Raw genomic sequence first — 23,551 nt, forward strand, 5'->3', positions numbered from 1 at the left:
CGGAGCAGAGGCAGGCGTCCTGTCCGCGCCGGGACGACGTCCCGGGAGCCGTGGGACGCGCTCGGGCCGGACGGAGCGGAGGGGGCGCCCGGGGTGGCGCGGAACGGCGGAAGTCGCCCGGGGGCCCGCGGCGCGCGAGGCAGGCGGGAATTGTTAGACAGGCCCTAGGCCGCGCGGGGGCAGGGGGAGGCGTACGCGCACTTCGGTGCCGCTGCCCCGGACCGTACGGATGGAGAGGGTTCCGCCCGCTGCCTCGGCGCGGTGCCGTATCGACGTCAGCCCCACCCCGGCCGGCGCGCGGGCCGTACCGCGCCCGTCGTCGGCGATCGTGACCAGCAGCGAGCGAGGCCCTCCGGACAGGGTGACCCGCGCGTGCCGGGCGCCGGCGTGCCGCACGACATTGGTCATCGCCTCCGTGACGATCCGGTACACCGCGCTCTCCACGGCCGAGGGCAGCGCGGGCAGCGCGTACGCCACGATCTCGACGGCCGTCGGCGGCGGAACGAACCGGGCGTGGTCGCGCAAGGCCTCGACCAGCCCGAGGGAGGCGACCGCGGCGGGAGGCAGCGCGTCGACCAGCCGGCGCACCTCCACCACGGCGTTGGACACCTCGGTACGGATCCGGTGCACCAGAGTGCGCTCGATGTCCAGATCGCGCCCGTCCAGCCGGTCCGACAGGGCCCGGGCACACAGCGCCATGCCCGACAGCAGGGGGCCGAGGCCGTCGTGGAGGTCGTGACGGAGGCGGGTGCGCTCCACGGCGACGGCCTGCCGGACGTGTGCGTCGGACGGGCCGCGGGACAACAGGACGGGAACCATGGCGGTGAGCGCCGCACACAGTGACCCGATGCCGTAGAGGGCGAGAGCCACGTCGGCCTGCGCCGAGAAGAATCCGACGGCGGCGAGCTGCGGGGCCAGGCAGATCGGCACGGCCACGACGGCCCGCGTCCTGCCCTTCACGCGTCGGGCGTCCGCACCGTGTGCCAGGCTCCCCGCGGGTGGACGGCCCGCACCTGGCGCAGCGCCCAGCGCATCCGGGGCACGGCGGTCTCCGGGCGCTCGCCGTAGGCGCAGGCGAGTGCGCCCGCGCAGCCGCGACTGCCGCCGTTCAACAGGATCGCCCGCCGGATCGCCTCGGTGATCTCCGTATGCGTGGGCTCGGATCCGGTGACCAGGTCGCTGCTGAACAGCGCCTCGGCCCTGGCCGCGGTGAGTAGGTCGGTCATGGCTGCCCCCGTGTTCGTGGATGTCTGAGCCCGACGTCGAAGCCGAAGCCGAAGCCGAAGCCGAAGTCGATGGTGAAGGGGCCGAGGAGGAGGGGCGTGTCACCTCCCGCCCGGCCCTGAACACCAGGCTGCGGGGCGGCGTTGCAGCCCCCGCTGCAGGAGCCGTTGCAGTCCGGGCAGCGGTGTTCACACCGGTTTGGCGCTAGCGTGGACGACAGGTGCCACCTGAGGCGGGAGCCCGCGATGACTGGGCCTGAGCCGTTCACCGGACTGCGCTTCCAACTGCTCGGACCGCTGCGGGCGTGGCGGGGCACGACCGAGCTTGACCTGGGGCAGATGCAGCAGCGCGTGGTGCTCGCCGTGCTGCTCCTGCACGCCGACACCCCGATGGGCCGGGATCAGCTCGTCGACGCGGTGTGGGGCTGGGCCGTACCGGCGCGCGCGGCCAACCTGCTGCAACGGCACGTCTCCGGACTGCGCCGCGTCCTGGAGCCCGAACGGCCGCCCCGGGCACCGTCGGGGCTGCTCGCGTGGACCGAGGCCGGCTATCTGCTGACTCCCGGACCGGCCCAACTGGACGTACGTGCTTTCGACGGCCTCATCGAACGGGCGCACTCGGCCCGAGCCAGGGGCGACCGGGCCGGAACCGCCGAGGCGCTGCACGCGGCCCTGGGCCTGTGGCACGGCCGGCTCTGCGAGGGCATGACAGGGCCGTTGGTCGACGCCGAGCGCGACCGGTTCGCGGAGCGGCGCCTGAGCGTCCTGGAGGAACGCATCGAGGTCGATCTCTCCCTCGGCGACGACTTCGACCTCGTCGGCGAGATACGCCGGCTCACGGTCGAGCACCCGCTGCGGGAAGGCATCCACGGGCTGCTCATGCTGGCCCTGCACCGAGCCGGGAGGCAGGCGGAGGCGCTGGCCGCCTTCCACCGGGCCCGCCGTCTGCTGCGCGACGAACTCGGCATCGAGCCGGGACAGCGGCTGCGCCGCCTGCACGCGAGGATCCTGGCCGACGATCCGGCACTCGCCACGGGCCCGGACCTCGGCACAGGCACAGGCCTCGGCACAACCCCGGACCTCGGCACAGCCCCGAACAGCCACACGCCGACCGCGGCACCGGAGGGTCACGCGCCCGCCACCACGGCCGGCACCGGCCTGCCGTCGACCGTCGTACCCGCCCAACTCCCGCATCCGGTCAGCGGTTTCGTCGGCCGGGAGGAGGCGATCGCCCGGCTCGACTCCTTCCTGCCGGGCGCGGGCGCGAGTGCGGGCACGGGCGGGGGCGGGGGCGCGAGTGCGGAGCCGGGGCCGGGGTCCGGCGACGGCGCGACGGTCGTCATCACGGCGATCGGCGGCACCGCCGGAGTCGGCAAGACCACCCTGGCCGTGCACTGGGCCCACCGGGTCCGCGCCCGGTTCCCCGACGGGCAGCTCTACGTCAACCTGCGCGGCTTCGACCCGAGCGGCAGCGCCATGCACCCGGCCGAGGCGACCCGCGGGTTTCTGGACGCGCTCGGTGTGCCGGCGCAACGCATCCCCGTCGACCCGGACGGCCAGACAGGCCTCTACCGGAGCCTGCTGGCGAACCGGCGCATGCTCGTCGTCCTGGACAACGCACAGGACGCCGACCAGGTGCGTCCCCTCCTGCCCGGCTCACCGGCGTGCTTCAGCGTCGTCACCAGCCGCAACCTGCTCACCGGACTGATGATCACCCACGGGGCCCAGCCGCTCGGCCTCGGACTGATGTCCCAGACCGAGGCCAAGGACGTACTGGGCCGCCGTATCGGCACGGACCGTCTCGCCGCCGACCCCGACGCGGTGCGGGACATCATCGCCTCCTGCGCCCGCCTTCCGCTCGCCCTGGCCATCGTGGGCGCCCACGCCGCCATCCGCGGGCAACAGCCGCTCGAATCACTGGCGAAGGAACTGCACGCCGCGGGCAGCGCGCTGGACCTGCTCGACGGCGGAGACTCGGCCACCAACGTCCGCAAGGTGTTCTCCTGGTCCTACGAGCGCCTGTCCGAGCCGGCCGCCCGACTGTTCCGGCTGCTCGGACTGCACCCCGGCCCCGACATCGGCACGGCCGCCGCGGCGAGCCTGGCCGGGCTGCCCCTCGGCCGGGCCCGGAGGCTCCTGGCGGAACTGACCGGCGGCCACCTTCTGGCCTCACCGTCGGACGACCGCTACGAACTGCACGACCTGCTGCGCGCCTACGCCACCGAACTCGCCCTGACTCGGGACCCGCCCGCCGACCGGATGGCCGCACTGCACCGCATGCTCGACCACTACCTGCACAGCGCCTACCGGGCCAGCCTGTACGTGAGTCCGTACCGGGACGACCCCATCACTCTCGCCCCGCCGCTGCCACCGGTCACGGGCGAGCACTTCACGGATCACGACGAGGCGCTGTCCTGGTTCCTGCGGGAACACCCGGTGCTGCTGGCGCTGCAGCAGGAGGCCGCGCACAGCCGGTTCGACACCCACGTCTGGCAGCTGGCCTGGGCGCTGCAGCCCTACTTCGACCGAGCCGGACACTGGCACGACTCCGCAGCGGCACACGAACGGGCCCTTGAGGCCGCACGCCGTGCGGGGAGCGCGCACGGCAAGGCCGTCAGCCATGGGGGCCTGGCCTACGCGTACATGCGGCTCAGCCGATATGAGGACGTCGCCACCCACATGCTGCAGGCACTCGGCCTGTACGAGGCGCTCGGGGACGTCCTCGGTCAGGCGCACGTGCATCGGACGCTTTCCTGGCTGAAGGACGAGAAAGGGCAGTACGAAGAAGGGCTCGGCCACGCCCGCAAAGCGCTGGAGTCCTTCGAGGCGGCCGGCCACCGCACCGGCCGGGCGCGGGCGCTGAACGCGGTGGGGTGGTTCTGCTCCCGACTGGGCCGTCACCAGGAGGCGCTGGGCCACTGCGCGGCGGCGCTCGACCTGCTGGAGGAAGCGGGGGACCGGTTCGACCAGGCCGACACCCTGGACAGCCTCGGCCACATCCACCTCGACCTCAAGCAGTACGAGCAGGCCGCCGAGAGCTACGAACAGGCGCTCACCATCTACCGGGAGATCGGTGACCTGTACAACGAGGCCGACACCCTCTCGTCCCTCGGCGACGTACTCCTCGCCACCGGTGACCGGGGCGCGGCGGGGGCGGCGTGGGGGAGGGCGGCGGTGCTTCTGGAGGAGCTCGGACACCGGCAGGCCGCGCAGGTACGGGCACGACTCGCCGCCGAAGCGGAGGCGGGGGTGCCGGAAGAAAAGGGCCCTTGACGTAAGGGGGGCCCGGCGCCAGACTCCCCGGCGTTCAGTGCCGACCGTGAACGTCCGGAAGAGGGCGCCGTGAAAGAGAACTTTGTGAATTGGGAGGACATCGCGCATCTTGCGAACGTTTTGGAGGGGATGCGGGACCGGTTCGATGAGCGTGAGAAAAGGGCTCTGGAATTAGTGTTCGAAGCTGCCGGTGATGAGCTCACCGGCAGGAAAGAAGCGCAGTACTTGGGAACCATATGGGGCGGTTCCGACTCCCGCCAGAACCGGGAAGCTGTCAAAGTCAACCTGCTCTACGTGCCGGAGGGCGACGGAGGCGGGAATGGGCCAACGGAAGGCGGGCGGTGAGACAGAGAAGCCCGCGATGCCGAGCGGTAGCGCTCCGCGCTGCAGGCAGTGGCCCGTCGTCCTGGTGTGCATGCCCTTCATGGACGATCGCCGGCCCTCTCTCCAGGCCGGGTTGCTGAGCGCCCTCGCGACAGCACACGGATTCCCCTCGATCACCCTCCACGCCAACCTGGACTTCGCCGCCGGTCTCGGCGTGAAGATGTACCGCGCTCTCGCCGGCGACTTCGGACACCTGGTCGGGGACTGGCTGTTCTCCCTGGAGGCGTTCGGGTCCACCGCGCCCGACCCGCGGAACGAGTTCCTCGACCTGTACGCCGAGGGCCTCGCGCCCGCCCTCGGTACCCCCGTCCGCCAAGTGCGCGACCGACTCCTGCGCATCAGGCGCGACGACGTCCCCGCCTATCTCGACGCCCTTGTCGAGGCGTACCCGTGGGACCGGTTCCGCGTAGCCGGTTTCACTTCGACGTTCCAGCAGAACGCGGCATCCATGGCGCTGGCCCGGCGGCTCAAGCGACGGCATCCCGCACTGTTCACCCTCTTCGGCGGCGCCAACTTCGACGCTCCCATGGGCCCGGAGTGGGTACGCGCGGTGGAGAGCATCGACGCGGCGGTCATCGGGGAGGCGGACACCGCTTTTCCTCTGCTGCTGTCCGCGCTGGCCGACGGCGGCGACCTCGACACCGTGCCCGGGCTGGCCCGCAGGAAGGCGGGAAAGGTGGTGACGGGGCCTCCGGCACAGCCCGTCCGGAGTCTCGACGACCTTCCGATGCCGGACTACGACGAGTACTTCCAACGAGCCGAGAACCTCCGGCTGCAGCCGCGCACGGCGTTCCGCACCGTCCGTATCCCTCTGGAAACCGCCCGCGGCTGCTGGTGGGGGATGAAACACCACTGCACCTTCTGCGGCCTCAACGGGGAGGCCATGTACTTCCGCTCCAAATCGGCCGGGCGAGTTCTCGACGAATTCGCCCACCAGACCCGCCGGTACGGCAGTTTTCGATTCGAGGCGGTCGACAACATCCTCGACACCCACTACTTTCGGACGTTGCTTCCCGCTCTGGTCGAAAGCGGCGCACACTACGAGATCTTCTACGAGGTGAAGGCCAATCTGTCCCGGGCCCAGATCAAACTGCTCGCCGACGCTGGTGTTTCGCAGATCCAGCCCGGAATCGAGTCGTTGAGTTCCCGGGTGCTGAGTCTTATGCGCAAAGGCGTGACGGCCGCACAGAACGTGAACCTCCTGCGGTGGGCGCGCCATTACGGGATGGATGTGCAGTGGAACCTCCTCTGGGGATTTCCGGGCGAAAGCCCGGAGGACTCCTCCGAGCAGGCCGCCGCCGTACGGGACCTCTGGCATCTGACGCCGCCGGGGGACGCGGGCCGTCTCACCCTGGAGCGGTTCAGCCCGCTGTTCTCCGACCAGGACAAGATCCTGCGCGACCTGCGCCCCGAACCCGGCTACGCACGGGTGTATCCCGCGGACATCGATCTCGACCTCGTGGCGTACTTCTTCCGCTGCGAGATCGAGGGAGCTCTCCCCGACGCCGACCACCGGCCCCTGCGCGAGGCGATCGCCGACTGGCAGGGCGCGTGGCAGGACGACGCGCAGCCACCCGTACTGGAGTACCGGCAGGCGCCGCACTACGTCCAGATCCACGACGGCAGAAGGAAGGAGAACGAGGGCACCTACGTCCTCGAAGGCCCGACGGCAGACCTGTACCTCGCCTGCTGCGACCGTCCCGTGACGGCGGCCGCTGTGCACGAGCGTCTCGGGCTGCGGGGACCCGTCGACGGGGTGCAGCACGCCCTGAACGAATTCGCGAAGGCCGGGCTCGTCTTCAGGGACGGCCCCAGGAACCTGGCTCTGGCCGTCCCGGCCACCCGGCCCTGACTCATCGGGGGTACACACTCATGGCCTACAGCGTCGAACACCGGCTGCCCAGCAAGATCTACGCACACGTGTCGCCCAAGTCGCGAGGTGGCGTGTCCCTCTTCGACTTCGACGCCCACAAGATCACGTCGGACAACGCGGAGCAGTTCGTCTCGGACGTCGACGTCATCCAACGGGTCTGGCAGGAACTGACCGAGCACGGCTTCACCGTCCTCGACCCCTGCTACGACCTACCCGACGACAGCAGCACGGTGAGTATCAACATCGCCGCTCCCCCGGCCGTCTACGAGGAATACTTCGAGACGATCCTGGTCACGGAGGAGCGGGAGGTCATCCAGCCGGGTGCGGTGAACCTGCGCAGGACCCGTACGTACATCGACACCGCCAGGGCCGACCGACCCGGTTTCATCTCGCCCGAGGGGCTGCCCGCGGCAAACCTCCTGGAGGGCGTGGCCCTGGAACAACCGGCCACCACGCTGCGCGGCGCCGGCCCGGTGCCGGATCCCGGCTACTTCCATCTCACCACCGACCAGGTCGCCGAATACCTGGGCGCGAGGTCGGTGCACGCCCGTGGCTGTACGGGCAAGGGCATCCGGCTGTCCATGGTGGACACCGGGTGGGAAGAGCACCCGTACTTCACCGACAGGGGATGGAGCGGCACCGTCCTCCTGGGGCCGGGCGCCGCCGACGTGGAGGTCGACGAGGACGGACACGGCACCAGTGAGTCGGCCAACGCGTTCGCGGTGGCACCCGGCATCGCCTTCACCATGGTCAAGGCACTCTCGACCAACCTGTTGGGGGCGTTCATCGAGGCGGCCCGGCAGGATCCCCCGCCGCAGATCATCAGCATGAGCCTGCAGTACGACCGTAAGACGGAACTGGCGGCCCTTGATCCGCTCCTGGCGGCGGTGGTATCGCTCGCGGTCAGGAACGGCACCATCGTGGTGTGCGCCGCGGGCAACGGCCACTTCGCGTTCCCGGCCCAGCATCCCGACACCATCGCCGTCGGGGGTGTCTACCGGACCGACGGCGGCCGGCTCATGGCTTCGAACTATGCGAGTGCGTTCACCAGCGCTTTCTACAAGGATCCGGTGCGCACCGTTCCGGACGTGTGCGGTCTGGTGGGGATGCGCCCCGACGCGACGTACATCCTGCTGCCCACCCCCCGCGGCTCCACGATCGACCAGGACCAGTCGAGGAGGGCCGCGGACGGCACGACGCCCGGCGACGGATGGGCGCTTCTGAGCGGCACGTCCGCCGCGGCGCCGCAGGTGGCCGGAGCCTGCGCGCTGCTGCTGGAGAGCGACCCCTCCGCGTCACCGAGCCAGGTCAAGAAGCTGCTCATGCAGACTGCCAGCCCGGTCAGCGAGGGGTGGAGCAACCTGGACACCGGCGGTCTGTCCGCCCGTGCGGGCGCGACAGGAAGGGGACTCGTGAACGTCGACAGGGGATTCGACCTGGTGAGGGGCCTGCGGGCGATGGGATGACTCGGAAAGCCTCAGCCCCGCCCCGCCGCCACGGGCGCCCCGGCACCCGGATCCCGCGCGTCCCGGCGCAGTTGCAGCTTGAGCGCCTGGACGAGGTCGAAGAGCTCCTGGCTGCGCTCGGCGTACCGGCGCCCCACATCGCAGACGAGCCACGCCGACGCACCGAGCACGACGGGCAGATAGACGTTCTCCGGCAGCGGCTCGTCGTCCCAGTGGCTCACCATCACCGCGTTGGTGACGAGCAGGGCGACGGTGTACAGGACACATGTGAGGAACAGGGCCGACCGCGCGCGGTCGTGCAGGCGGTGTGCCATGGCGACGGCGGCGGCGAATACCCCGAACCCAAGGATCGGGAAGCCGCGCAGAGCGACCGAGCGGTAGACCTCCGACCGGTCACTGGGATGCTCGCCGCTCCAGTAGCCCAGGCTGCCCAGACCCACCCAGGTGGCGACCAGGTCGAGGAGCCAGAACGCGGCGACGCCGAGTGCCACGGTCAGTACGACGGTGGTGGTGCTCGGCTCGATCCTCGGCCGCGGACCGACGATCCGCGTGCACGCGCCGGGTGGCCCGGCGGCCCGCCGGCAGTCGGCGTCGGTGGAGCGCTGCAGCACGGGCAGACCGGCCAGGACGAGTCCGAACGCGCAGGCGCCGACCTGGGCGATCTGCTCGGCGTCGGTCGTGTGCAGCAGACACGTGAGCACGGCGGTCAGCAGGGGAGGAAGGGCCTGCAGGGCGGCTGTCGTGCGAGGACTTACGGCGAACTGGGGCGGGAAGATCGACAAGGTGCTCCCTCGTTTCCGGCGCCGGGCTCGGCACGGAGTACACGACAGAGTGGCCGTCCGCCCCGCCGCCGTCCTGATGCGCGGGTCCCGTTCGTGGCGGGAAGGACGTCCGCCACGAACGGGACACACCCTCCGCCGCCGGGACCAGGGCCGGGACCCGTCAGGGTCGTTGAACGACTTCGGGAGGGTCGATGAACGGCGGAGCCGACAGCCGGGCCGTCCGCGTCGTCCTCGCCGACGACCACCCCATGTACCGCTACGGCCTGGCCGCCGTGCTCGCCACCAGCGGGACCGTGGACGTCGTGGCCGAGGCCGGCAACGGCGACGACCTGCTGGCGGCCGTCGAACGCACCGCCCCCGACGTCGTGGTGACCGACCTGGCCATGCCCGGTCTGGACGGCACCGCGGCCACGCGTGCCCTGCTGGCCCGCCACCCCTCCCTCGGCGTGCTCGTGCTGACCATGCACGAGGACGACCAGGCCCTGTTCGGGGCGCTGCGCGCCGGTGCCCGGGGATATCTCCTCAAGGACGCCGACAGCGCGGACATCGTCCGGGCGGTTCTCACCGTCGCCGCCGGAGACGCGGTCTACGGCAAGGCGGTGGCCCACCGCATCATCGCCTTCTTCACCGGCGCCCACCGCGCGTACGCCGCCCAGGTCTTCCCCGAACTGACCGAGCGCGAACGGGAGGTGCTGGACCTGGTGGCTCTCGGGCACGGCAATCACCAGATCGCCGGGCGGCTGGTCCTGTCGGAGAAGACGGTCCGCAACCACGTCTCCGCCATCCTGTTCAAGCTCCAGGTCTCCGACCGCGCCGCGGCCGTCGCCCGCGCCCGTGACGCCGGGATGGGCGGGCAACCGCCGTCCCCGTCCGGGTGAAACACAGCTCCGGTGAAACACAGCTCCGGTGGAAGCACAGCTCCGGGTGCAGGACAGCAACGTACGGGGGCCGGTGCCGCGCGGAAGCCCCCGCGGCACCGGGCCCCTTCACGCGTAGGCCGCTCACACCTCCGGCGCGTCCCCGAAGTCAGGGATCTCCAGCCGCGCCCCGCCCTGCCGCGCCGACTCGTGCGCGACGATGCCCGGCAGGGTGTAGCGGGCGGCCACCCAGGCGTTCACCGACGGCAGGGTCCGGGTGTTGACGGCGGTCACGAAGTCGTCCACCAGGAAGTGGTGGCTGCCCTCGTGGCCGTTGTGCAGGTGGTCGAACTCCCTCGGCAGCCGGGCCCGGTCGTGCACCGGAGCCGACCCGGACGTGAAGGCGGCCCGCAGTTCCGGCGCGATGTGCTGGAGGGAGGGGTCGTCGGGGGACATGGTGGGCTTGGGCTCAAGGAGTTCGCTGATGTCCTTGACGCCCTTCTTGTCCTGCCAGAAGGCCACCGTGGCGAGCTGTTCCATGCTGGCGTCCGTCCCGAAGAACCGGAAACGCGACTCCCGGATGTGCGAGGGATAGCCGACCCGCCGGAACTCGTTGGTACGGAACGAGCCGCCGCCCGCGACCTCGAACAGCGCGGTGGCGTTGGAGCAGTCGTTGCCGAACTGGCTGATGTCCTTGTCGAAGACGCCGTCCCCGCGGTCGTCCTTGACCCCGATCGCGGACACGCTCACCGCATGCGTCTGCCAGGCCCCGAGGACCCCGCCCACCGAGTGCGTGGGGTAGAGCAGCGGGGGGTAGCTGGCGGTCGCCTTCCAGTTCTCGCCGCCGCTGTACTGGTAGGCCTCGTAGAACCCGAGGTCCATGTCGTGCACGTAGTCGCCCTCGGCGTAGAACAGCCGGCCGAAGGAGCCCTCCGCGATCTGGTTGCGGGCATGGACGGTCGCCGGGTTGTACTGGCTGGTCTCACCCATCATGTACGTGAGCCCGGTGGCCCGTACCGTGTCGATGATCGAGGCGATCTCCTCGTGGGTGATCGCCATCGGCACCGCCGAGTAGACGTGCTTGCCGGCGTTGAGGCCCTGGATCACCAGCGGGCCGTGGGTCCAGCGCTGGGTGAAGATCGCGACGGCGTCCACCGCCTCCGACTCCAGCATCGCCCGGTACGAGGGGAAGGTCCCCGACAGCCCTTCGGCGGCGGCCAGTTGCTCGGCCCGCTCGGGCAGGAGGTCGGTGACGTGGACCTCGCCGACACCCGGGTGGGCGAGAAACAGCTTCGCGAACTGGCCGGAGAACTGGCCGGCGCCGACGATGCCGAGGGAGAACGTCATGGAGTGTGTGCCTTTCACTGTCCGAGTCACTGTCCGGGTCACCGGCCGAGTCACTGTCCGAGTCACTGGCCGAGGATGAAGTTGATCTGGTCGTTGGTCTTGGTCAGGCCCTTCACCGGGGCGTTGTTGGCGAAGACGTCCTGCATGGCGGGGCGCATCAGGGCGTACACGTCCGCCGCGTAGTCGGTGACCGGGAAGGAGAAGGTGGTGAAGTCCTTCTTGTCCGCGACCGGTCCGGTGAACGCGGACACGTCGATGTCCTTCTTCTTGTACGCGGCCACGGCCGCCTCGGTGCCGCCCGGGGTCGCCGGGAAGACGATCCCGTAGCCGCCGACGGTCTTCTGGCACTCGTCGGAGGCCAGGTACCGCACCCACTTCTTCGCGCCCGCCTTGTTGTGCGCGTTCTTGGTGATGGAGTCGGCGAGGCCGTTCATCATGGTGGCCCGCTTGCCGGTCGGACCGGCCGGGGTGACGGCCGTCCCGACGTCGAGGCCCTTGGTGCCGTAGTACGTGGAGATCATCCAGGCGCCGTCGAAGGCGGTCGCCGCCCTGCCCGAGGCGACCTGCGCGTTGGGCGGGTTGGCGCCGTCGGTGTAGTCGGTGAACGGGGCGAGGTAGCCCTTCTTCGCGAGGCCGAAGTACCAGTCGACCACCGACTGGAAGGTCTTGTCGTCGTACCGGTACTCGGTGCCCCAGCGCGCCTTGTCCGTGTACCTCCAGCCCGCCGAGGCGGCGAACGGGCTCCACGTGGTCTGCCCGTCGCTGTCGCCGGCGCCGCCGGTGGCGAGCCCGTACACCTCGACGTTGTTCTTGTCGAAGCCCTCCTCGTCGCCGCGCTTCCCGTTCCTGTCGACGGTCAGGTGCGCGACGGCCTTCTCGAAGGTGCCGCCGTCCTCGGGGTTCCAGGAGAGGTCGCCCATCTCCTGTGCGGCCAGCCCGGCCTTCTCGGTCATCTTCCTGTTGTAGAAGAGGGCGACGGTGTCCCAGTCCTTCGGGGCGCCGTAGCGGTGACCGTTCCGGCCGGTCCAGTTGGCGGCGAGCCCCGGCTGGTAGGCGGATTCGTCGATGCCCAGGTCGTCCAGCGGTTCGAGTACGTTCAGGTCGGCGAACTGCCCGAACTTCTGGATGTGGTCGGTGAACACGTCGGGCTCGGTGCCCGCGATGAAGCTCGCGGTGAGCTTGGTCCAGTAGTCGGCCCAGCCCATCTGAGTGATCTTCACGTCCAGGCCCGGGTTCCGCTTCTCGAAGTCCTTGGCGCAGGCCTGGTAGGCGGGCAGCTGGTTGGAGTCCCAGAGCCAGTACGTGACCGTGTTCGCACCGGCCCCGGCGGCTCCGCCCTGCGTGCAGCCCGTCACCAGGGACAGTGCCAGCGCCCCGGTCAGCGCCACGACCGTACGCGTACGAATTCGCATGCCCGTCCCCTTACTTGATGCCGGTGAAGCTGATGGTGCCGACGATGCGGCGCGCGAAGAAGCCGAAGAGCACGAGCATCGGGAGAGCGGCGATGAGCGTCGCCGCCATCAGACCGGACCAGTCGTAACCGGTCTGCGGTGTCTGCGCCCGGAAGATGGCCAGTGCCACGGTGAGCACGCGCGAGCTGTCGCTGTAGGAGACCATCAGCGGCCAGAAGTAGTCGTTCCAGGAGGTGATGTACGTCAGCACGCCCAGGGTGAGGACGGGGGAGGACGCCATCGGCAGCATGACGCGGAAGAAGATCCGGATCTTCCCGGCCCCGTCGAGCAGCGCCGCCTCCTCGACCTCCCGGGGCACGTTCATGAAGAACTGACGCATGAAGAACACCGCGAACGGGGTCATGAACATCGTCGGCAGGGAGATGCCCAACAGGCTGTCGACCAGGCCGAGTTGCTTGATGAGGACGAAGTTCGGCAGCAGTGTGAAGATGGCGGGCACCATCAGCCCGGCCAGGAACAGCCCGAACACCTTGTCCCGGCCGCGCCACCGCAGCCGGGCGAAGGCGTACGCGGCCATGGCGGAGAAGAGGATCTGGCAGACGGTGATCAGGGTGGACACGATCACCGAGTTGAGCAGATAGCGCCAGAACTTCAGTCCGCCGCCCGAACCGCCCTGGGCGATGGCCTCCTCGGTGGACTGCAGACCCAGAGCCCGTTCGAAACCACCGGTCGTCGGGTCCACGGGCAGGACGTCGCCGGGGTGGGCCGCGAGCGCCGTGTTCGACGACAGCGCGGTGCGCAGGATCCAGTAGAACGGCAGCAGGGTGACGAGGACCATCGCGGCCATCACCGTCCAGGCCAGGACCTTCCCGGGGGAGGGCCTTCGGCGCTCGGGCCGTACCTTCGTTGGCGTTGGCGTTGGCGTTGTCGTCACGGCGGTCATGTCGGTCGCTCCCTTCATCAGCCGAGGTCGGTCTGACCGGCTCGGGTGAGCCGGTACTGGAGGACGGTGATCGCGCTGAGCACGACCAGGAGCGCCACGGACATCGCCGAGGCGTAGCCGAACTGGAAGCGGCCGAACGCCGAGCCGTAGATGTAGAACTGGAGCACGTTGGTGGCGTTGGCGGGACCGCCGTTCGTCGTCACCGCCACCGTGTCGAAGACCTGGAACGAGCCGATCACGGTCATGATCAGCACCACGGCCAGCACCGGCCGCAGCAGCGGCATGGTGATCCGCCAGAACATCCGCCACTCGCTCGCGCCGTCGACCTTCGCGGCCTCGTACATGTCGCCGGGGATGGCCTGCAGTCCGGCGAAGAGCAGCAGCGCGGTGTAGCCGACGTGCCGCCACACGTTGACCAGCGCGATCGTCGGGATCGCCCACGTCTCGTCCGCCAGGAACGGGATGCGGTCGAACCCGAGGCCCGCGATGATCTCGTTTCCGATGCCGAGCTGGGTGTCGAGCATCCACAGCCAGACGATGCCCGCGACGACGTTCGACATCAGATACGGCGTCAGCACGACGCCCCGCAGCACCGCGGACTGGGTGAGGCGCTGCAGGAGGACGGCGATGGCCAGCGCGGAGACCGTCTGGACACCGATGTTGATGAACACGTACTCGACGGTGACCTTCAGCGAGTCCCAGAAGATGGGGTCGTTGACCATGCGCCGGTAGTTGTCGAGGCCGACCCACTCCGCCGGGGTCAGCAGATTGAAACGGGTGAAGCTCAGATAGATGCCGCGCAGCGTCGGCCACAGCAGGAAGACCAGGAAACCCAGCATGGCCGGCGCGATGAACAGTGCCGCGAGGGCTCCGTCACCGCGTCCGCCACCGTCACGTTCTCGCTTCCTGCCGCTCCTCGGCTGCGGAGCTGTCCCCTCGACGCCGCGCAGTGGCAGACGCGACGGTGGGCTGCTTGAGGCGACGGTCATCGGGAGACTCCCTCGTCTGCGGCTCGTCCTCGGGCCCCACTTACTTTTGGGCCGAAAGAATCCGACCGTCAAGAGGTCTGCGCGTAACTTTTCTCCTCGGGGGTGGAGGGGTTTACGCAGCCCGGGGTGGCATGATTACTTCTGCATCGAAAGAAACGACGAGGGGGTCGGTCATGACCGCACGCGCCGCCAGCTGGCTGCCGCTCAGTCCCGGTGAACGCTCCGTGGCGATCGAGGTCCTCACGCACGGCCCCCTGTCGCGCAGCGACATCGCCCGACGGCTCGACCTGTCCGCGGGCAGCCTGACCCGCCTCACCAAGCCGCTCATCGAGTCGGGCCTGCTGGTCGAGGTCCCCGAGGGCAGCGCGCTTCCCGACGCCGAGGTGCGCCAGGGCCGGCCCTCGCAGCCCCTCGACATCGTCGCCGAATCCCGCACCTTCATCGGCTTCAAGATCACCGAGGACATGGTCTACGGGGTCGTCACGACCCTCAGGAGCGATATCGTCGCCCGCCACGACCTGCCCCTGACCGGCCACGATCCGCAGCACGTCGTGGAGGTGCTGCGGGCGGTCACGGCGGAGTTCGCCCGGGACTTCCCGGGCCTCGCCGGGATCGGCATCGGACTGGGCGGGCGCGCCTCGGACCGCTCCGTCGTCGACGAGTCGGCCTTCCTCGGCTGGCGAGACGTCCCCCTGGCGCGGCTGCTGGAGGAGCGCACCGGACTGCCCGTCGTCGTCGAGAACGACGTGAACGCGCTCGTCGAGGCCGAGAGCTGGTTCGGCGCGGGGCGCGGCCTCGACCGGTTCGCGGTCCTGACCATCGGCGCGGGCCTCGGCTACGGCCTGGTCAGCGGCGGCAAGCGGGTGGTGACCGCCGAGGACGGGCGAGGAGTCGGCCGCTTCTGGATGGTGAACCCGAACGGCCCGCTCACGCCCGAGGGCGGACGCGGCAGCGCCATCTCCCTGCTGACCATCCCCAGCATCCGCTACCAGGTCCGGGCCGCCACCGGCCGCGACGTCTCGTACGACGAGGTCCTCGCGCTGGCCGCCGAGGGCGAACCCATGGCCGCCCGGGTCGTCGACGAGGCGGCGCGCGCCCTGGGCACCCTCGTCGCGCAGATCGCCAATTTCGCCATGCCCGAGAAGATCCTCCTCGCCGGGGAAGGAGTGGGCCTGGTCGACGCGGCCGGTCCGGCGGTCGAGCAGGCGATCCTGGCCAACCGCCATCCACAGGCCGACCCGGTCAACCTGGAGACCAAGGTGTCCGACTTCCACGACTGGGCGCGCGGCGGTGCCGTACTGGCCATCCAGACGCTGGTCCTGGGCGCCGGATCCGGATCCGTGTCCGGGGCGAGGCCCGTCTGACGGTCCGGCCGTACGGCTGTTGCATACGGGGACTTGACGCAGTGGCCCTTGTCACAGCCGCCGAAAGGCGGTAAGGATCACAGTCTCCACTCACATGGTCTTCACGCACAGCCCCGTATGATTCACGCTATGTCCACCACTCACCGTCGTGCGCCGGGAGCCACGCAAAGGTCAGCCGCCGAGGTCAACGAAGAGATCCGGGCCCTGTGGCTCCGGGCCGGCGGAACACTGAGCGGTGAGCAGCGGCGGGACTACCAGCGACTGGTCCTGGAGTGGGCGGCCGCCGCCCCCCGGCCCGACGCGAACGCGGACTCCTCGCAGGCGGCCTGACCGTCAGGTCCGCCCCCGAGCCCCGTCGACACCGCGGCGCCGCTGCACCGCGTAACCCTCCACCGGTCAGCCCTCCACCGCTCGCCCCTGCACGCTCAGCCCTTCATCGCCCCCTGCAGCAGTCCCGCGATGAAGCTGCGCTGGAAGACGACGAAGAGGATCAGGATCGGCAGCATCACGATGATCGTCCCCGCCGCCAGCGTGGGGATGTCCGTGCTGTTCTGACCGACGAAGAAGCCGAGACCCGCGGGCGCCGTGTGCTTGGTGGTGTCCTGGATGAGGACCAGCACCAGCAGGAACTGGTTCCACGACCACATGAAGACGAGCAGCCCGAGCGTCATCAGGGACGGCCGGGCCAGCGGAAGCAGGATCCGAACCAGGATCGTCGCCGAGGAGGCCCCGTCCATGCGGGCCGCCTCCACCAGCGACGTGGGCGTCGACAGGAAGTGCGTGCGCATCCAGAACACGCTGAACGGCATGAACAGCGCGATCTCCACCAGGATCACGCCCAGGTACGAGTTGGTCAGCCCGAGGCCGCGCAGGTCGAAGTAGAGGGGCACCACGATCAGTTCCACCGGGATCGTGAGGCCGGCGATGAAGAACGCCGCCACCGCGTTGCCGCCGGGAAGCTTCATCGTGCCCAGCGCGTACCCCGCCAGCGCGGCGAGGACCAGACAGGCCGGTACGACGCCGACCGCGATGACGAGGCTGTGCCGGATGAGGTCGGAGAACCCGGCCACCGACCAGGCCGTCTCGTAGTTGTCCCAGCTCCACCGCTCCGGCCAGGTCAGGCCCACCACCGGTGTGCCCGCGGGCTGGAGCGAGGCGAGGAAGACACTGAGGAACGGGATCACGACGACGACCGCCATGACGGTCAGCAGCGCATAGCCGGACCAGCGTTCCGAGCGCGCGACGGTGTTCATGTCCGATCCCTCGACAGTCGGTTGATGAGGTAGACGATCGCGAGTATCAGGACGCCCAGGACGACGGCCAGGGCGGCGGCGAGCCCCACCTTGCCCTCGGAGAACGCCAGCCGGTACACGAGGAGGCCGGGGACCGTCGTCTGCTCGCCCGGACCGCCGTTCGTCGTCACGTACACGATGTCGAAGCTGGCCAGCGCGGCCACCGTCGTGACGGTCATGGCGACGGCGAGCTCACCGCGCAGATGCGGCAGCGTCACGGACACGAACTCGCGGACCGGGCCCGCGCCGTCGATCCGGGCCGCCTCGTAGAGGCTGGGGTCCACCTTCTGTACGCCGCTGAGGAAGAGCATCATGCACAGCCCGCTCAGCACCCAGGTGCCGACGAGTCCCACGGCGATCAGCGCGGCGTCGAAGTCGCCCAGCCACGCCCGGGCCACCCCGTCCAGCCCCACCGCGCGGAACACCTGGTTGACCACCCCGTCGTCCCCGTACAGCCAGCGCCAGGTCACGCCGACCGCGACGAGCGGAACGACCTGCGGCAGCATGAACAGGAAGCGGTACGCGCCCATGCCGGGCCGCCGGTAACGGGCCAGCAGGCCCGCCGACAGCAGCCCGAGCACGATCGGCACGAAGGAGAAGAACACCACCAGCACCAGGGCGTTGAAGACTGACCGGCGCAGGATCGGGTCCTGGAAGATCTCCGCGTAGTTGCCGAGCCCGACCCATTCGCCGAGCGTGACACCGTCCCACTCGAACAGCGACAGATACGCCGTGTGCAGGGCGGGCAGCACCGCGAAGGCGAAGTAGACGGCGAACGCGGGCAGCACGTACACGTATCCGCGCCACCGTCTGCGTGCCTCCCGGTTCCGGACGGGCGGCCTACTCGCCATGATGGTCCTCCCACTCGTCCTGAAGAGAGTCGAGGTAGTCGGCCGGCTTCACGCGGTCCGCGATGAGTTTCTGGACGCCGGAGCGCAGCCGGTCGAGCATCGCGGGCGCGGCGAAGTCGGGGAACGTCGTGATGCCGTCGTCGGCCACGGCCCGCCGGTGGCCCGCCGCGATGTCCGCGAGCACCCCCGTCGGCTTCTTCACGGCGTCGGGGTTGGGCGGCATGAAGCCGTTGTCGCTGATGATCTGGCCCGCCTCGGGGGAGGTCAGGAAGTCGAGGAACGCGCCTGCCGCCTCGGGGTGTTCGGTCTTGGCCGACACGGCGTACGACACGCTGAACCCGGAGGCCACCGTGGGGGAGCCGGCCTGTTCGCCGGGCATCGGGAAGAACCCGACGTTGTCCCCCATGACGCCGGCGAGCTGCCCGGCCGCCCAGTTGCCGTTGATCAGGAAGACGCTGTCGCCCTTGGCGAACTGGGCGGTCGAGTCGACCTGCGCGGTGCCGTTCGCGGACTCGTTGTAGTACCCCTTGCGGCCCCACTCGATCATGACTTCACTGGCCTCGGCCGCCGCCGGGTTCTCCATCGTGGCGCCCTTCTTGCCGTTCACCCAGTCCCAGTACGCATCCGTGGGCATCATCTGGTTGAGCAGGGCGGCCCACAGGTGCAGTCCGCCGGAGTCGAGCGCGCCGACCCCGAGCGGGGTGAGGTCCGCGTCCTTCGCCGCGGCGAGCTGCTTCGCGAACTCGTCCAGCGTCCTCGGGGGAGCGTCGATCCCGGCCTTCGCGGCGAGTTCCTTGTTGTAGTAGATGCCCGTCATGGACAGGCCCGCCGGGACTCCGAACAGGGCGCGCCCGCCGGTGGCCTCGCTCGTCCGCCCGGCCGTGAGCTGGTCGAGGCTGACCGGGGGAATGGCGTCGTCCCAGCCGTACGCCTCCCGGTAGGGCGCCAGGTCGAGGATGTGGCCGTCCGCCGCGAGGTCGGTCATGCCCACCGCGTACTGGGCGATGTCGGGAGCGGTGTCCGAGGTCATGGTCAGCTTGAGGTTCTGGACGTAGTCCGAGAACGTCTTGTACTGCGGCTCGACGCCGATGTCGGGGTGGTCCTTCTCGAACGCGGCGATCAGCGCGTCGACCATCAACGGGGCGTCGGCGAACTGCAGACGCAACGTGACGTCCCCGTCCGGCACGTCGGTCGAGGACGGCACGCTCGTGGGGCCCGGCACCGCCGTCGCGCTGCCCGGGGTGAGCGCGTCGCACGCGGCGAGCGGGAGCACGAGGGCGACGGCGCAGACCGTCGCGGCGACGCGGCGGCGCACCCGGTGTGTGCTGTCCATCATCGGCCTCCTGGCGTTGCCTCGTCGTTCGGGTCGGTACGTCAGTCTCTCGGGCAGCGGTCCTTGTACCGTTCCAGCAGCTCGTCGTTGCGGCGCTGGGCGTCGCCGTCCGTGTTCTGACTGATGATCAACGGCGGTGTCCGCCCGTGGTGTTCGACGAGCAGCTGGGCCGCCCGGCAGGTCAGCGCGTTGACGAGAGCCGCCCCCAGCACGGTCGACAGGGCTCCCACGGCCAGGTCGCCCAGGGGCACCACCGTGTCACCGGGGCTGCCGTGGGTGTCGATGACGATGTCGGCGACGTCGAGCAGCCGCTGTCCGCCGACGTGCCGCGACTCGGTGGCCAGGGAGTGCGCCCGGCTGGTGACGGCGACGACGGTCGCGCCTAACTCCCGCGCACCCACGGCGAATTCGACGGGCACGGCGTTGATCCCGGAGTTGGAGACCACGACCACTACCTCACCGGCCCTGATGTCGGCCGTACGGAGGACGGCCGCCGCGTAGCCGCTGACGCGTTCGGCCGCGCCGGCGTGGCGCGGGGCGACGGGGGAGAGCGCCGGATCGGCGATGACGTCGACCGGTGCGAGGCCCCCGGCGCGCTGCAGCGGTTCTACGGCGACGAGTTGCGAGTGACCGCTGCCGAAGTAGTGGACGACACCGCCGGCCGCGATGCTGTCCGCGACGGCCCGGGCGGCACGCTCGATCGCCGGCCGCTCGGCGGTGGCCATCGTGGTGAGGGTCTCCTGGAGGGCGGCGAAGTAGGCGAGATCGGCGTTCATCGTGTCGAGGCCACCTGGTCGTCGTGTCGAGGCCGTCTGAGGGGTCGAACGGAGCCGCTGATGTGGCTGTGGACCGTACCAGAGGGGTATGGGGCTGCCCAGCCCCGCGACCAACCCGCCTTCTTTCCGGTCTACTTCCTTGACCGCCCCCGCGCGGCACGGCTAGCTTCGAGAGTTCTGTGGTACGTACCACGATCCATGCCGCTGTCCACCCCACCGTCAACTCCGCCGTCGACCTCGTCGCCGGTCCCGTCAGGAGTGGTCCGGACGATGACACCAGCCGAGGAAGCGGGCGCGGGCACCCCGGCCGCCCGGCAGCTGCTGCGGCGCCTGCTGGGGGACCGGGCCGCGGAGTTCAGCGCCGAGGTGGTCCCCGGGGGCGACGGACCCGACTGGTACGAGGTCGACGCCGGACCGGGCCCGGTCGAGCTGCGCGGGTCCAGCGGGGTCGCGGTCGCCTCGGCGCTGCGCTGGTACCTGCGGACCGTGTGCGGGACGCAGATCACCTGGGACGCCCCCGTCCCCCGGCTGCCGGACCGGTTGCCGCGCACCGGCACGGCACCCCGCACGACCTCCCCCCACCTGCACCGCTACCACTTCAACGTCTGCACCTTCGGCTACACCACCGCGTACTGGGACTGGGCGCGCTGGGAGCGCCACATCGACTGGATGGCCCTGCACGGCGTGAGCACCCCGCTGGCGATGACCGGCCTGGAAGCGGTCTGGCAACGGGCCCTCGTGCGTACCGGGCTCGACGACGGGACCGCCCGTAGCTTCCTGGGCGGGCCGGCCTACCTGCCGTGGAACTGGCTCGCCTCGCTCGACGGCTGGTCCGGTCCGCTGCCGCAGAGCTGGATCGACGGACACCTCGACCTCGGACGCCGCATCCTCGACCGGGAACGCGCCCTGGGCATGCGACCGGTCCTCCAGGGCTTCTCCGGGCACGTCCCGCGGGAGCTGATCGCGGACCGGGGCGCCCGGTCGACGACCCTTCCCTGGTGGGACTTCGAGGTCGGCATGCTGGACCCGCGCGACCCGCTCTTCGAGGAGTTCGGCACCATCCTGCTGACCGAGCAGACCCGGCTGTTCGGCACGGACCACCTCTACGCCGCCGACCCGTTCATCGAGACGACACCCCCGGTGAGCGACCCCGCCGGCCTCGCCCAGGTCGCGCGGGCGGTGCACGGCGTGATGACCGCGGTGGACGACCGGGCCACCTGGGTGCTCCAGGCCTGGCCCTTCTCCTACCGCGCCCGCTACTGGACACCGGAGCGGACCAGCGCCTTCCTCGACGCCATCCCCGACGACGGAATGCTGATCCTCGACCTGTGGGCCGAGCACCGGCCGGTCTGGCGGCGCACCGACGGCTACCGCAAGAAGCCCTGGGTGTGGTGCATGCTCCACAGCCTCGGCGGACGGCCCGGGCTCTACGGAAAACTGGACGTGATCGCCACCGGCCCCGCCCGCGCGCACGCCGACGCACGAGGCGGCTCGCTGTCCGGGATCGGCGCGAGCATGGAGGCCTTCGGCGGCGACCCGGTCCTGTACGAACTGCTGGCCGACGTCGCCTGGCAGGGCGCCGTCGACGACGTACGGGCATGGCTGGCGACCTGGACGCGGGCCCGGTACGGCCGTGCCACTCCCGGGCTGCTGCGCGCCTGGGACCTGCTGCACGACAGCGTCTACGCGTCCGAGGGACCGGGGCCGCCCGGCTCGGTGATCATCGGCCGGCCCACGCTGGAGGGCGATCTGCGGCACGAGCTGCCGGTGCACCTGGCCGATCCCCCGTCGCCGGACGTGCCACCGGCCCTGGCCGAGGCCTGGCTGCTCCTGGCCGGCGAAACGACACCGCGGGACAGCGCGGGACCGCTCGGCCGGGACCTGTGCGACGTCACCGCGCAGGTGCTCACCCATGTGGCGTGCGCGCGGCAGTGGCGGGCGGCGGACGCGGCCCTGGCACGGGACGCCGAAGGCTTCCACCGGGCCGCCCGCGAACTCCTCGACACCATCGACGACCTGGACAACCTGCTGGCCACCCGCCCCGAACACCGGCTGGACACCTGGCTGGCAGACGCCCGCGGCTGGGCCACCACCCCGGCCGAGGCCGACCTGTACGAGACCGACGCGCGCCGCCTGCTCACCCTCTGGGGCCACACCCACAGCAAGCTGCACGACTACTCGGGCCGCCACTGGGCCGGCCTGGTCGGCACGTTCCACCTGCCCCGCTGGCGCGGCTGGTACGAGCACATCGCGCGGGCGCTGGAGACCGGAACCCCTTACCGGGCCGAGGAGTTCGAGGCGTCCCTGCTCGCCCAGGAGGAGCGGTGGGTGGCCGGCCGGAGCGGGACGACGACACCGGAGGCGGACACCGCCGGAACGACCCTTGACGTGGTGCGTACTCTGATGCCCCGCTACCGCGTCCTTCGAGACGACGGAGACAGCGGACAGGTGCGAACCGCGGAGTGAATGTGACGGTCGAGGACAGGCGCTCAGACGACGGCCCGGCGACGGACTCCTTCAGGACGGACTCCATCGAGACGGACTCCATCGAGACGGACTCCATCGAGACGGACTCCATCGAGACGGACTCCTTCAAGCACGAGGCGCTGCGGCGGCGGCTCCAGGCCGACATCGCCCGGATGCGGCCCGACGAGGCGCTGCCCACCGAACGGCGGCTCGCCGAGCGGTACGACGTCAGCCGGGCGACCGCCCGGCGCGCGCTCCAGGCACTCCGCGAGGACGGCCTCATCCGCAGCGTGCGGGGCGTGGGAACGTTCGTCTCCCATCCCCACGTCACCAAGACGTCGACGCTCACCTCGTTCTCCGAGGACCTGCGCTCGCGCGGCTACCGGCCCAGCGCCGAACTCCTCGCCGCGGAGCTGGTGGAGGCCGACCTGCACCACTCCACGGCCCTGGGCGTCGACCCCGGCACCACCCTCCACCGCATCGAACGCCTGCGCCTCGGTGACGGTTTCCCCATCTGCCTGGAGACCGTCTACCTCTCGGCGGAGCGCTTCCCCGACCTGGACGAGTCACTGCTCAAGGGCTCGCTCTCGGAAGCCCTGCAGAACACCCAGGGCGTCCGCGTCGTCCGGGCCACCCAGCAGATCCGCGCGGTGAACGTCACCGGCCGCCAGGCCCGGCTGCTCGGCGTCAAGGAGGGCTCCGCCGCCCTGCTGGTCCGCCGCACGGCCTTCGACGGGACGGGCCACGTCGTCGAGTACGGCGAATCGCTGTGCCGGGGCGACCTGTACGAGTTCTCGCTGGTGGTGACCAAGTAGCGGCCCGCGCTGTGCCGTGTGACGCGGTGCGCTCTGCCGTCGGCGAATCTGCTGAGGGCCGAGATCCCTTCCGGGCCGCCGTCGGCGGACCGAGGGTGGAGACAC

Annotated in this window: 20 protein-coding genes; 9 read left to right on the forward strand and 11 right to left on the reverse strand. The window is 70.5% G+C overall.

Annotation, left to right across the window (positions count from 1 at the left end; genetic code table 11):
• Positions 1 to 153: 153 nt before the first annotated feature.
• Both ACH4DZ_RS28885 and ACH4DZ_RS28890 read right to left on the reverse strand, forming a co-directional pair.
• Positions 154 to 960, reverse strand: a complete 807-nt coding sequence (locus ACH4DZ_RS28885; protein ID WP_398290292.1) for a sensor histidine kinase — start codon at positions 958 to 960, stop codon at positions 154 to 156.
• Positions 957 to 1,226: a hypothetical protein gene (locus ACH4DZ_RS28890; protein WP_398290293.1), complete on the reverse strand. Its 270-nt coding sequence runs from the start codon at positions 1,224 to 1,226 to the stop codon at positions 957 to 959. The genes ACH4DZ_RS28885 and ACH4DZ_RS28890 overlap by 4 nt, the downstream gene beginning before the upstream one ends.
• A gap of 243 nt (positions 1,227 to 1,469) precedes the next feature.
• On the opposite strand from ACH4DZ_RS28890, the gene ACH4DZ_RS28895 reads away from it, so the two are divergent.
• The 4 genes from ACH4DZ_RS28895 (at position 1,470) to ACH4DZ_RS28910 (ending at position 8,219) form a co-directional block, all read left to right on the forward strand.
• Positions 1,470 to 4,496: an AfsR/SARP family transcriptional regulator gene (locus ACH4DZ_RS28895; protein WP_398290294.1), complete on the forward strand. Its 3,027-nt coding sequence runs from the start codon at positions 1,470 to 1,472 to the stop codon at positions 4,494 to 4,496.
• Positions 4,497 to 4,565: 69 nt separating this feature from the next.
• Positions 4,566 to 4,841, forward strand: a complete 276-nt coding sequence (locus ACH4DZ_RS28900; protein WP_398290295.1) for a hypothetical protein — start codon at positions 4,566 to 4,568, stop codon at positions 4,839 to 4,841.
• Positions 4,842 to 4,857: 16 nt separating this feature from the next.
• A complete protein-coding gene (locus ACH4DZ_RS28905; protein ID WP_398290296.1) occupies positions 4,858 to 6,732 on the forward strand; it encodes a RiPP maturation radical SAM C-methyltransferase in 1,875 nt (624 codons plus the stop codon).
• A 20-nt stretch (positions 6,733 to 6,752) separates the two neighbouring features.
• Positions 6,753 to 8,219 (forward strand): S8 family serine peptidase, encoded by a 1,467-nt coding sequence (locus tag ACH4DZ_RS28910; RefSeq protein ID WP_398290297.1) that lies wholly within the window; start codon positions 6,753 to 6,755, stop codon positions 8,217 to 8,219.
• Between the two features lie 11 nt (positions 8,220 to 8,230).
• On the opposite strand, the gene ACH4DZ_RS28915 is transcribed toward ACH4DZ_RS28910, so the two are convergent.
• Positions 8,231 to 9,001 (reverse strand): hypothetical protein, encoded by a 771-nt coding sequence (locus ACH4DZ_RS28915; RefSeq protein ID WP_398290298.1) that lies wholly within the window; start codon positions 8,999 to 9,001, stop codon positions 8,231 to 8,233.
• Between the two features lie 191 nt (positions 9,002 to 9,192).
• On the opposite strand from ACH4DZ_RS28915, the gene ACH4DZ_RS28920 reads away from it, so the two are divergent.
• A complete protein-coding gene (locus ACH4DZ_RS28920) occupies positions 9,193 to 9,879 on the forward strand; it encodes a response regulator (RefSeq protein ID WP_398290299.1) in 687 nt (228 codons plus the stop codon).
• Between the two features lie 123 nt (positions 9,880 to 10,002).
• Here ACH4DZ_RS28920 and ACH4DZ_RS28925 read toward each other — a convergent pair whose 3' ends face one another.
• The 4 genes from ACH4DZ_RS28925 to ACH4DZ_RS28940 all read right to left on the reverse strand — a co-directional run bounded on the left by ACH4DZ_RS28925 (position 10,003) and on the right by ACH4DZ_RS28940 (position 14,549).
• Positions 10,003 to 11,205, reverse strand: a complete 1,203-nt coding sequence (locus tag ACH4DZ_RS28925) for a Gfo/Idh/MocA family protein (protein ID WP_398290300.1) — start codon at positions 11,203 to 11,205, stop codon at positions 10,003 to 10,005.
• 62 nt (positions 11,206 to 11,267) lie between these two features.
• Complete coding sequence (locus ACH4DZ_RS28930) at positions 11,268 to 12,617, reverse strand: ABC transporter substrate-binding protein (RefSeq protein WP_398290301.1); 1,350 nt, start codon at positions 12,615 to 12,617, stop codon at positions 11,268 to 11,270.
• A gap of 10 nt (positions 12,618 to 12,627) precedes the next feature.
• Positions 12,628 to 13,560 (reverse strand): carbohydrate ABC transporter permease, encoded by a 933-nt coding sequence (locus ACH4DZ_RS28935; RefSeq protein WP_398290302.1) that lies wholly within the window; start codon positions 13,558 to 13,560, stop codon positions 12,628 to 12,630.
• Between the two features lie 17 nt (positions 13,561 to 13,577).
• Positions 13,578 to 14,549 (reverse strand): carbohydrate ABC transporter permease, encoded by a 972-nt coding sequence (locus tag ACH4DZ_RS28940; protein ID WP_398290303.1) that lies wholly within the window; start codon positions 14,547 to 14,549, stop codon positions 13,578 to 13,580.
• Between the two features lie 173 nt (positions 14,550 to 14,722).
• Between ACH4DZ_RS28940 and ACH4DZ_RS28945 the strand changes: the two genes are divergently transcribed.
• Both ACH4DZ_RS28945 and ACH4DZ_RS28950 read left to right on the forward strand, forming a co-directional pair.
• On the forward strand, positions 14,723 to 15,913 hold the full coding sequence (locus ACH4DZ_RS28945) for an ROK family protein (protein WP_398290304.1): 1,191 nt from the start codon (positions 14,723 to 14,725) through the stop codon (positions 15,911 to 15,913).
• A 117-nt stretch (positions 15,914 to 16,030) separates the two neighbouring features.
• Positions 16,031 to 16,243 carry a hypothetical protein gene (locus ACH4DZ_RS28950; protein WP_398290305.1) on the forward strand — a complete coding sequence of 71 codons (213 nt, stop codon included), beginning with the start codon at positions 16,031 to 16,033 and terminating at the stop codon, positions 16,241 to 16,243.
• Positions 16,244 to 16,338: 95 nt separating this feature from the next.
• Here ACH4DZ_RS28950 and ACH4DZ_RS28955 read toward each other — a convergent pair whose 3' ends face one another.
• The 4 genes from ACH4DZ_RS28955 to ACH4DZ_RS28970 are packed head-to-tail and all read right to left on the reverse strand — an operon-like array spanning position 16,339 to position 20,165.
• Entirely contained in the window at positions 16,339 to 17,166 is an 828-nt protein-coding gene (locus tag ACH4DZ_RS28955; RefSeq protein WP_398290306.1) for a carbohydrate ABC transporter permease, read from the reverse strand.
• Complete coding sequence (locus ACH4DZ_RS28960) at positions 17,163 to 18,056, reverse strand: carbohydrate ABC transporter permease (RefSeq protein WP_398290307.1); 894 nt, start codon at positions 18,054 to 18,056, stop codon at positions 17,163 to 17,165. The genes ACH4DZ_RS28955 and ACH4DZ_RS28960 overlap by 4 nt, the downstream gene beginning before the upstream one ends.
• Positions 18,046 to 19,392, reverse strand: coding sequence for an ABC transporter substrate-binding protein (locus ACH4DZ_RS28965; protein WP_398290308.1), 1,347 nt, complete (start codon positions 19,390 to 19,392; stop codon positions 18,046 to 18,048). Before ACH4DZ_RS28965 ends, ACH4DZ_RS28960 begins: the two co-directional genes overlap by 11 nt.
• A gap of 38 nt (positions 19,393 to 19,430) precedes the next feature.
• Positions 19,431 to 20,165: a sugar isomerase domain-containing protein gene (locus ACH4DZ_RS28970; RefSeq protein WP_398290309.1), complete on the reverse strand. Its 735-nt coding sequence runs from the start codon at positions 20,163 to 20,165 to the stop codon at positions 19,431 to 19,433.
• A 270-nt stretch (positions 20,166 to 20,435) separates the two neighbouring features.
• On the opposite strand from ACH4DZ_RS28970, the gene ACH4DZ_RS28975 reads away from it, so the two are divergent.
• Both ACH4DZ_RS28975 and ACH4DZ_RS28980 read left to right on the forward strand, forming a co-directional pair.
• On the forward strand, positions 20,436 to 22,631 hold the full coding sequence (locus ACH4DZ_RS28975) for an alpha-N-acetylglucosaminidase (protein WP_398290310.1): 2,196 nt from the start codon (positions 20,436 to 20,438) through the stop codon (positions 22,629 to 22,631).
• A 2-nt stretch (positions 22,632 to 22,633) separates the two neighbouring features.
• Entirely contained in the window at positions 22,634 to 23,446 is an 813-nt protein-coding gene (locus tag ACH4DZ_RS28980; RefSeq protein ID WP_398290312.1) for a GntR family transcriptional regulator, read from the forward strand.
• Positions 23,447 to 23,551: the final 105 nt, after the last annotated feature.

The sequence above is a fragment of the Streptomyces sp. NPDC017991 genome, assembly GCF_044328075.1.
Taxonomy (GTDB): domain Bacteria; phylum Actinomycetota; class Actinomycetes; order Streptomycetales; family Streptomycetaceae; genus Streptomyces.

What these genes read in the sequence shown, in the direction of transcription:
- ACH4DZ_RS28950 (WP_398290305.1), top strand. Translation starts at nt 16,031, where the DNA reads ATGATTCACGCTATGTCCACCACTCACCGTCGTGCGCCGGGAGCCACG.
- ACH4DZ_RS28970 (WP_398290309.1), bottom strand. Translation starts at nt 20,165, where the DNA reads ATGAACGCCGATCTCGCCTACTTCGCCGCCCTCCAGGAGACCCTCACC.
- ACH4DZ_RS28905 (WP_398290296.1), top strand. Translation starts at nt 4,858, where the DNA reads ATGCCGAGCGGTAGCGCTCCGCGCTGCAGGCAGTGGCCCGTCGTCCTG.
- ACH4DZ_RS28940 (WP_398290303.1), bottom strand. Translation starts at nt 14,549, where the DNA reads ATGACCGTCGCCTCAAGCAGCCCACCGTCGCGTCTGCCACTGCGCGGC.
- ACH4DZ_RS28910 (WP_398290297.1), top strand. Translation starts at nt 6,753, where the DNA reads ATGGCCTACAGCGTCGAACACCGGCTGCCCAGCAAGATCTACGCACAC.
- ACH4DZ_RS28930 (WP_398290301.1), bottom strand. Translation starts at nt 12,617, where the DNA reads ATGCGAATTCGTACGCGTACGGTCGTGGCGCTGACCGGGGCGCTGGCA.
- ACH4DZ_RS28925 (WP_398290300.1), bottom strand. Translation starts at nt 11,205, where the DNA reads ATGACGTTCTCCCTCGGCATCGTCGGCGCCGGCCAGTTCTCCGGCCAG.
- ACH4DZ_RS28965 (WP_398290308.1), bottom strand. Translation starts at nt 19,392, where the DNA reads ATGATGGACAGCACACACCGGGTGCGCCGCCGCGTCGCCGCGACGGTC.
- ACH4DZ_RS28955 (WP_398290306.1), bottom strand. Translation starts at nt 17,166, where the DNA reads ATGAACACCGTCGCGCGCTCGGAACGCTGGTCCGGCTATGCGCTGCTG.
- ACH4DZ_RS28920 (WP_398290299.1), top strand. Translation starts at nt 9,193, where the DNA reads ATGAACGGCGGAGCCGACAGCCGGGCCGTCCGCGTCGTCCTCGCCGAC.
- ACH4DZ_RS28935 (WP_398290302.1), bottom strand. Translation starts at nt 13,560, where the DNA reads ATGACCGCCGTGACGACAACGCCAACGCCAACGCCAACGAAGGTACGG.
- ACH4DZ_RS28895 (WP_398290294.1), top strand. Translation starts at nt 1,470, where the DNA reads ATGACTGGGCCTGAGCCGTTCACCGGACTGCGCTTCCAACTGCTCGGA.
- ACH4DZ_RS28890 (WP_398290293.1), bottom strand. Translation starts at nt 1,226, where the DNA reads ATGACCGACCTACTCACCGCGGCCAGGGCCGAGGCGCTGTTCAGCAGC.
- ACH4DZ_RS28945 (WP_398290304.1), top strand. Translation starts at nt 14,723, where the DNA reads ATGACCGCACGCGCCGCCAGCTGGCTGCCGCTCAGTCCCGGTGAACGC.
- ACH4DZ_RS28960 (WP_398290307.1), bottom strand. Translation starts at nt 18,056, where the DNA reads ATGGCGAGTAGGCCGCCCGTCCGGAACCGGGAGGCACGCAGACGGTGG.
- ACH4DZ_RS28975 (WP_398290310.1), top strand. Translation starts at nt 20,436, where the DNA reads ATGACACCAGCCGAGGAAGCGGGCGCGGGCACCCCGGCCGCCCGGCAG.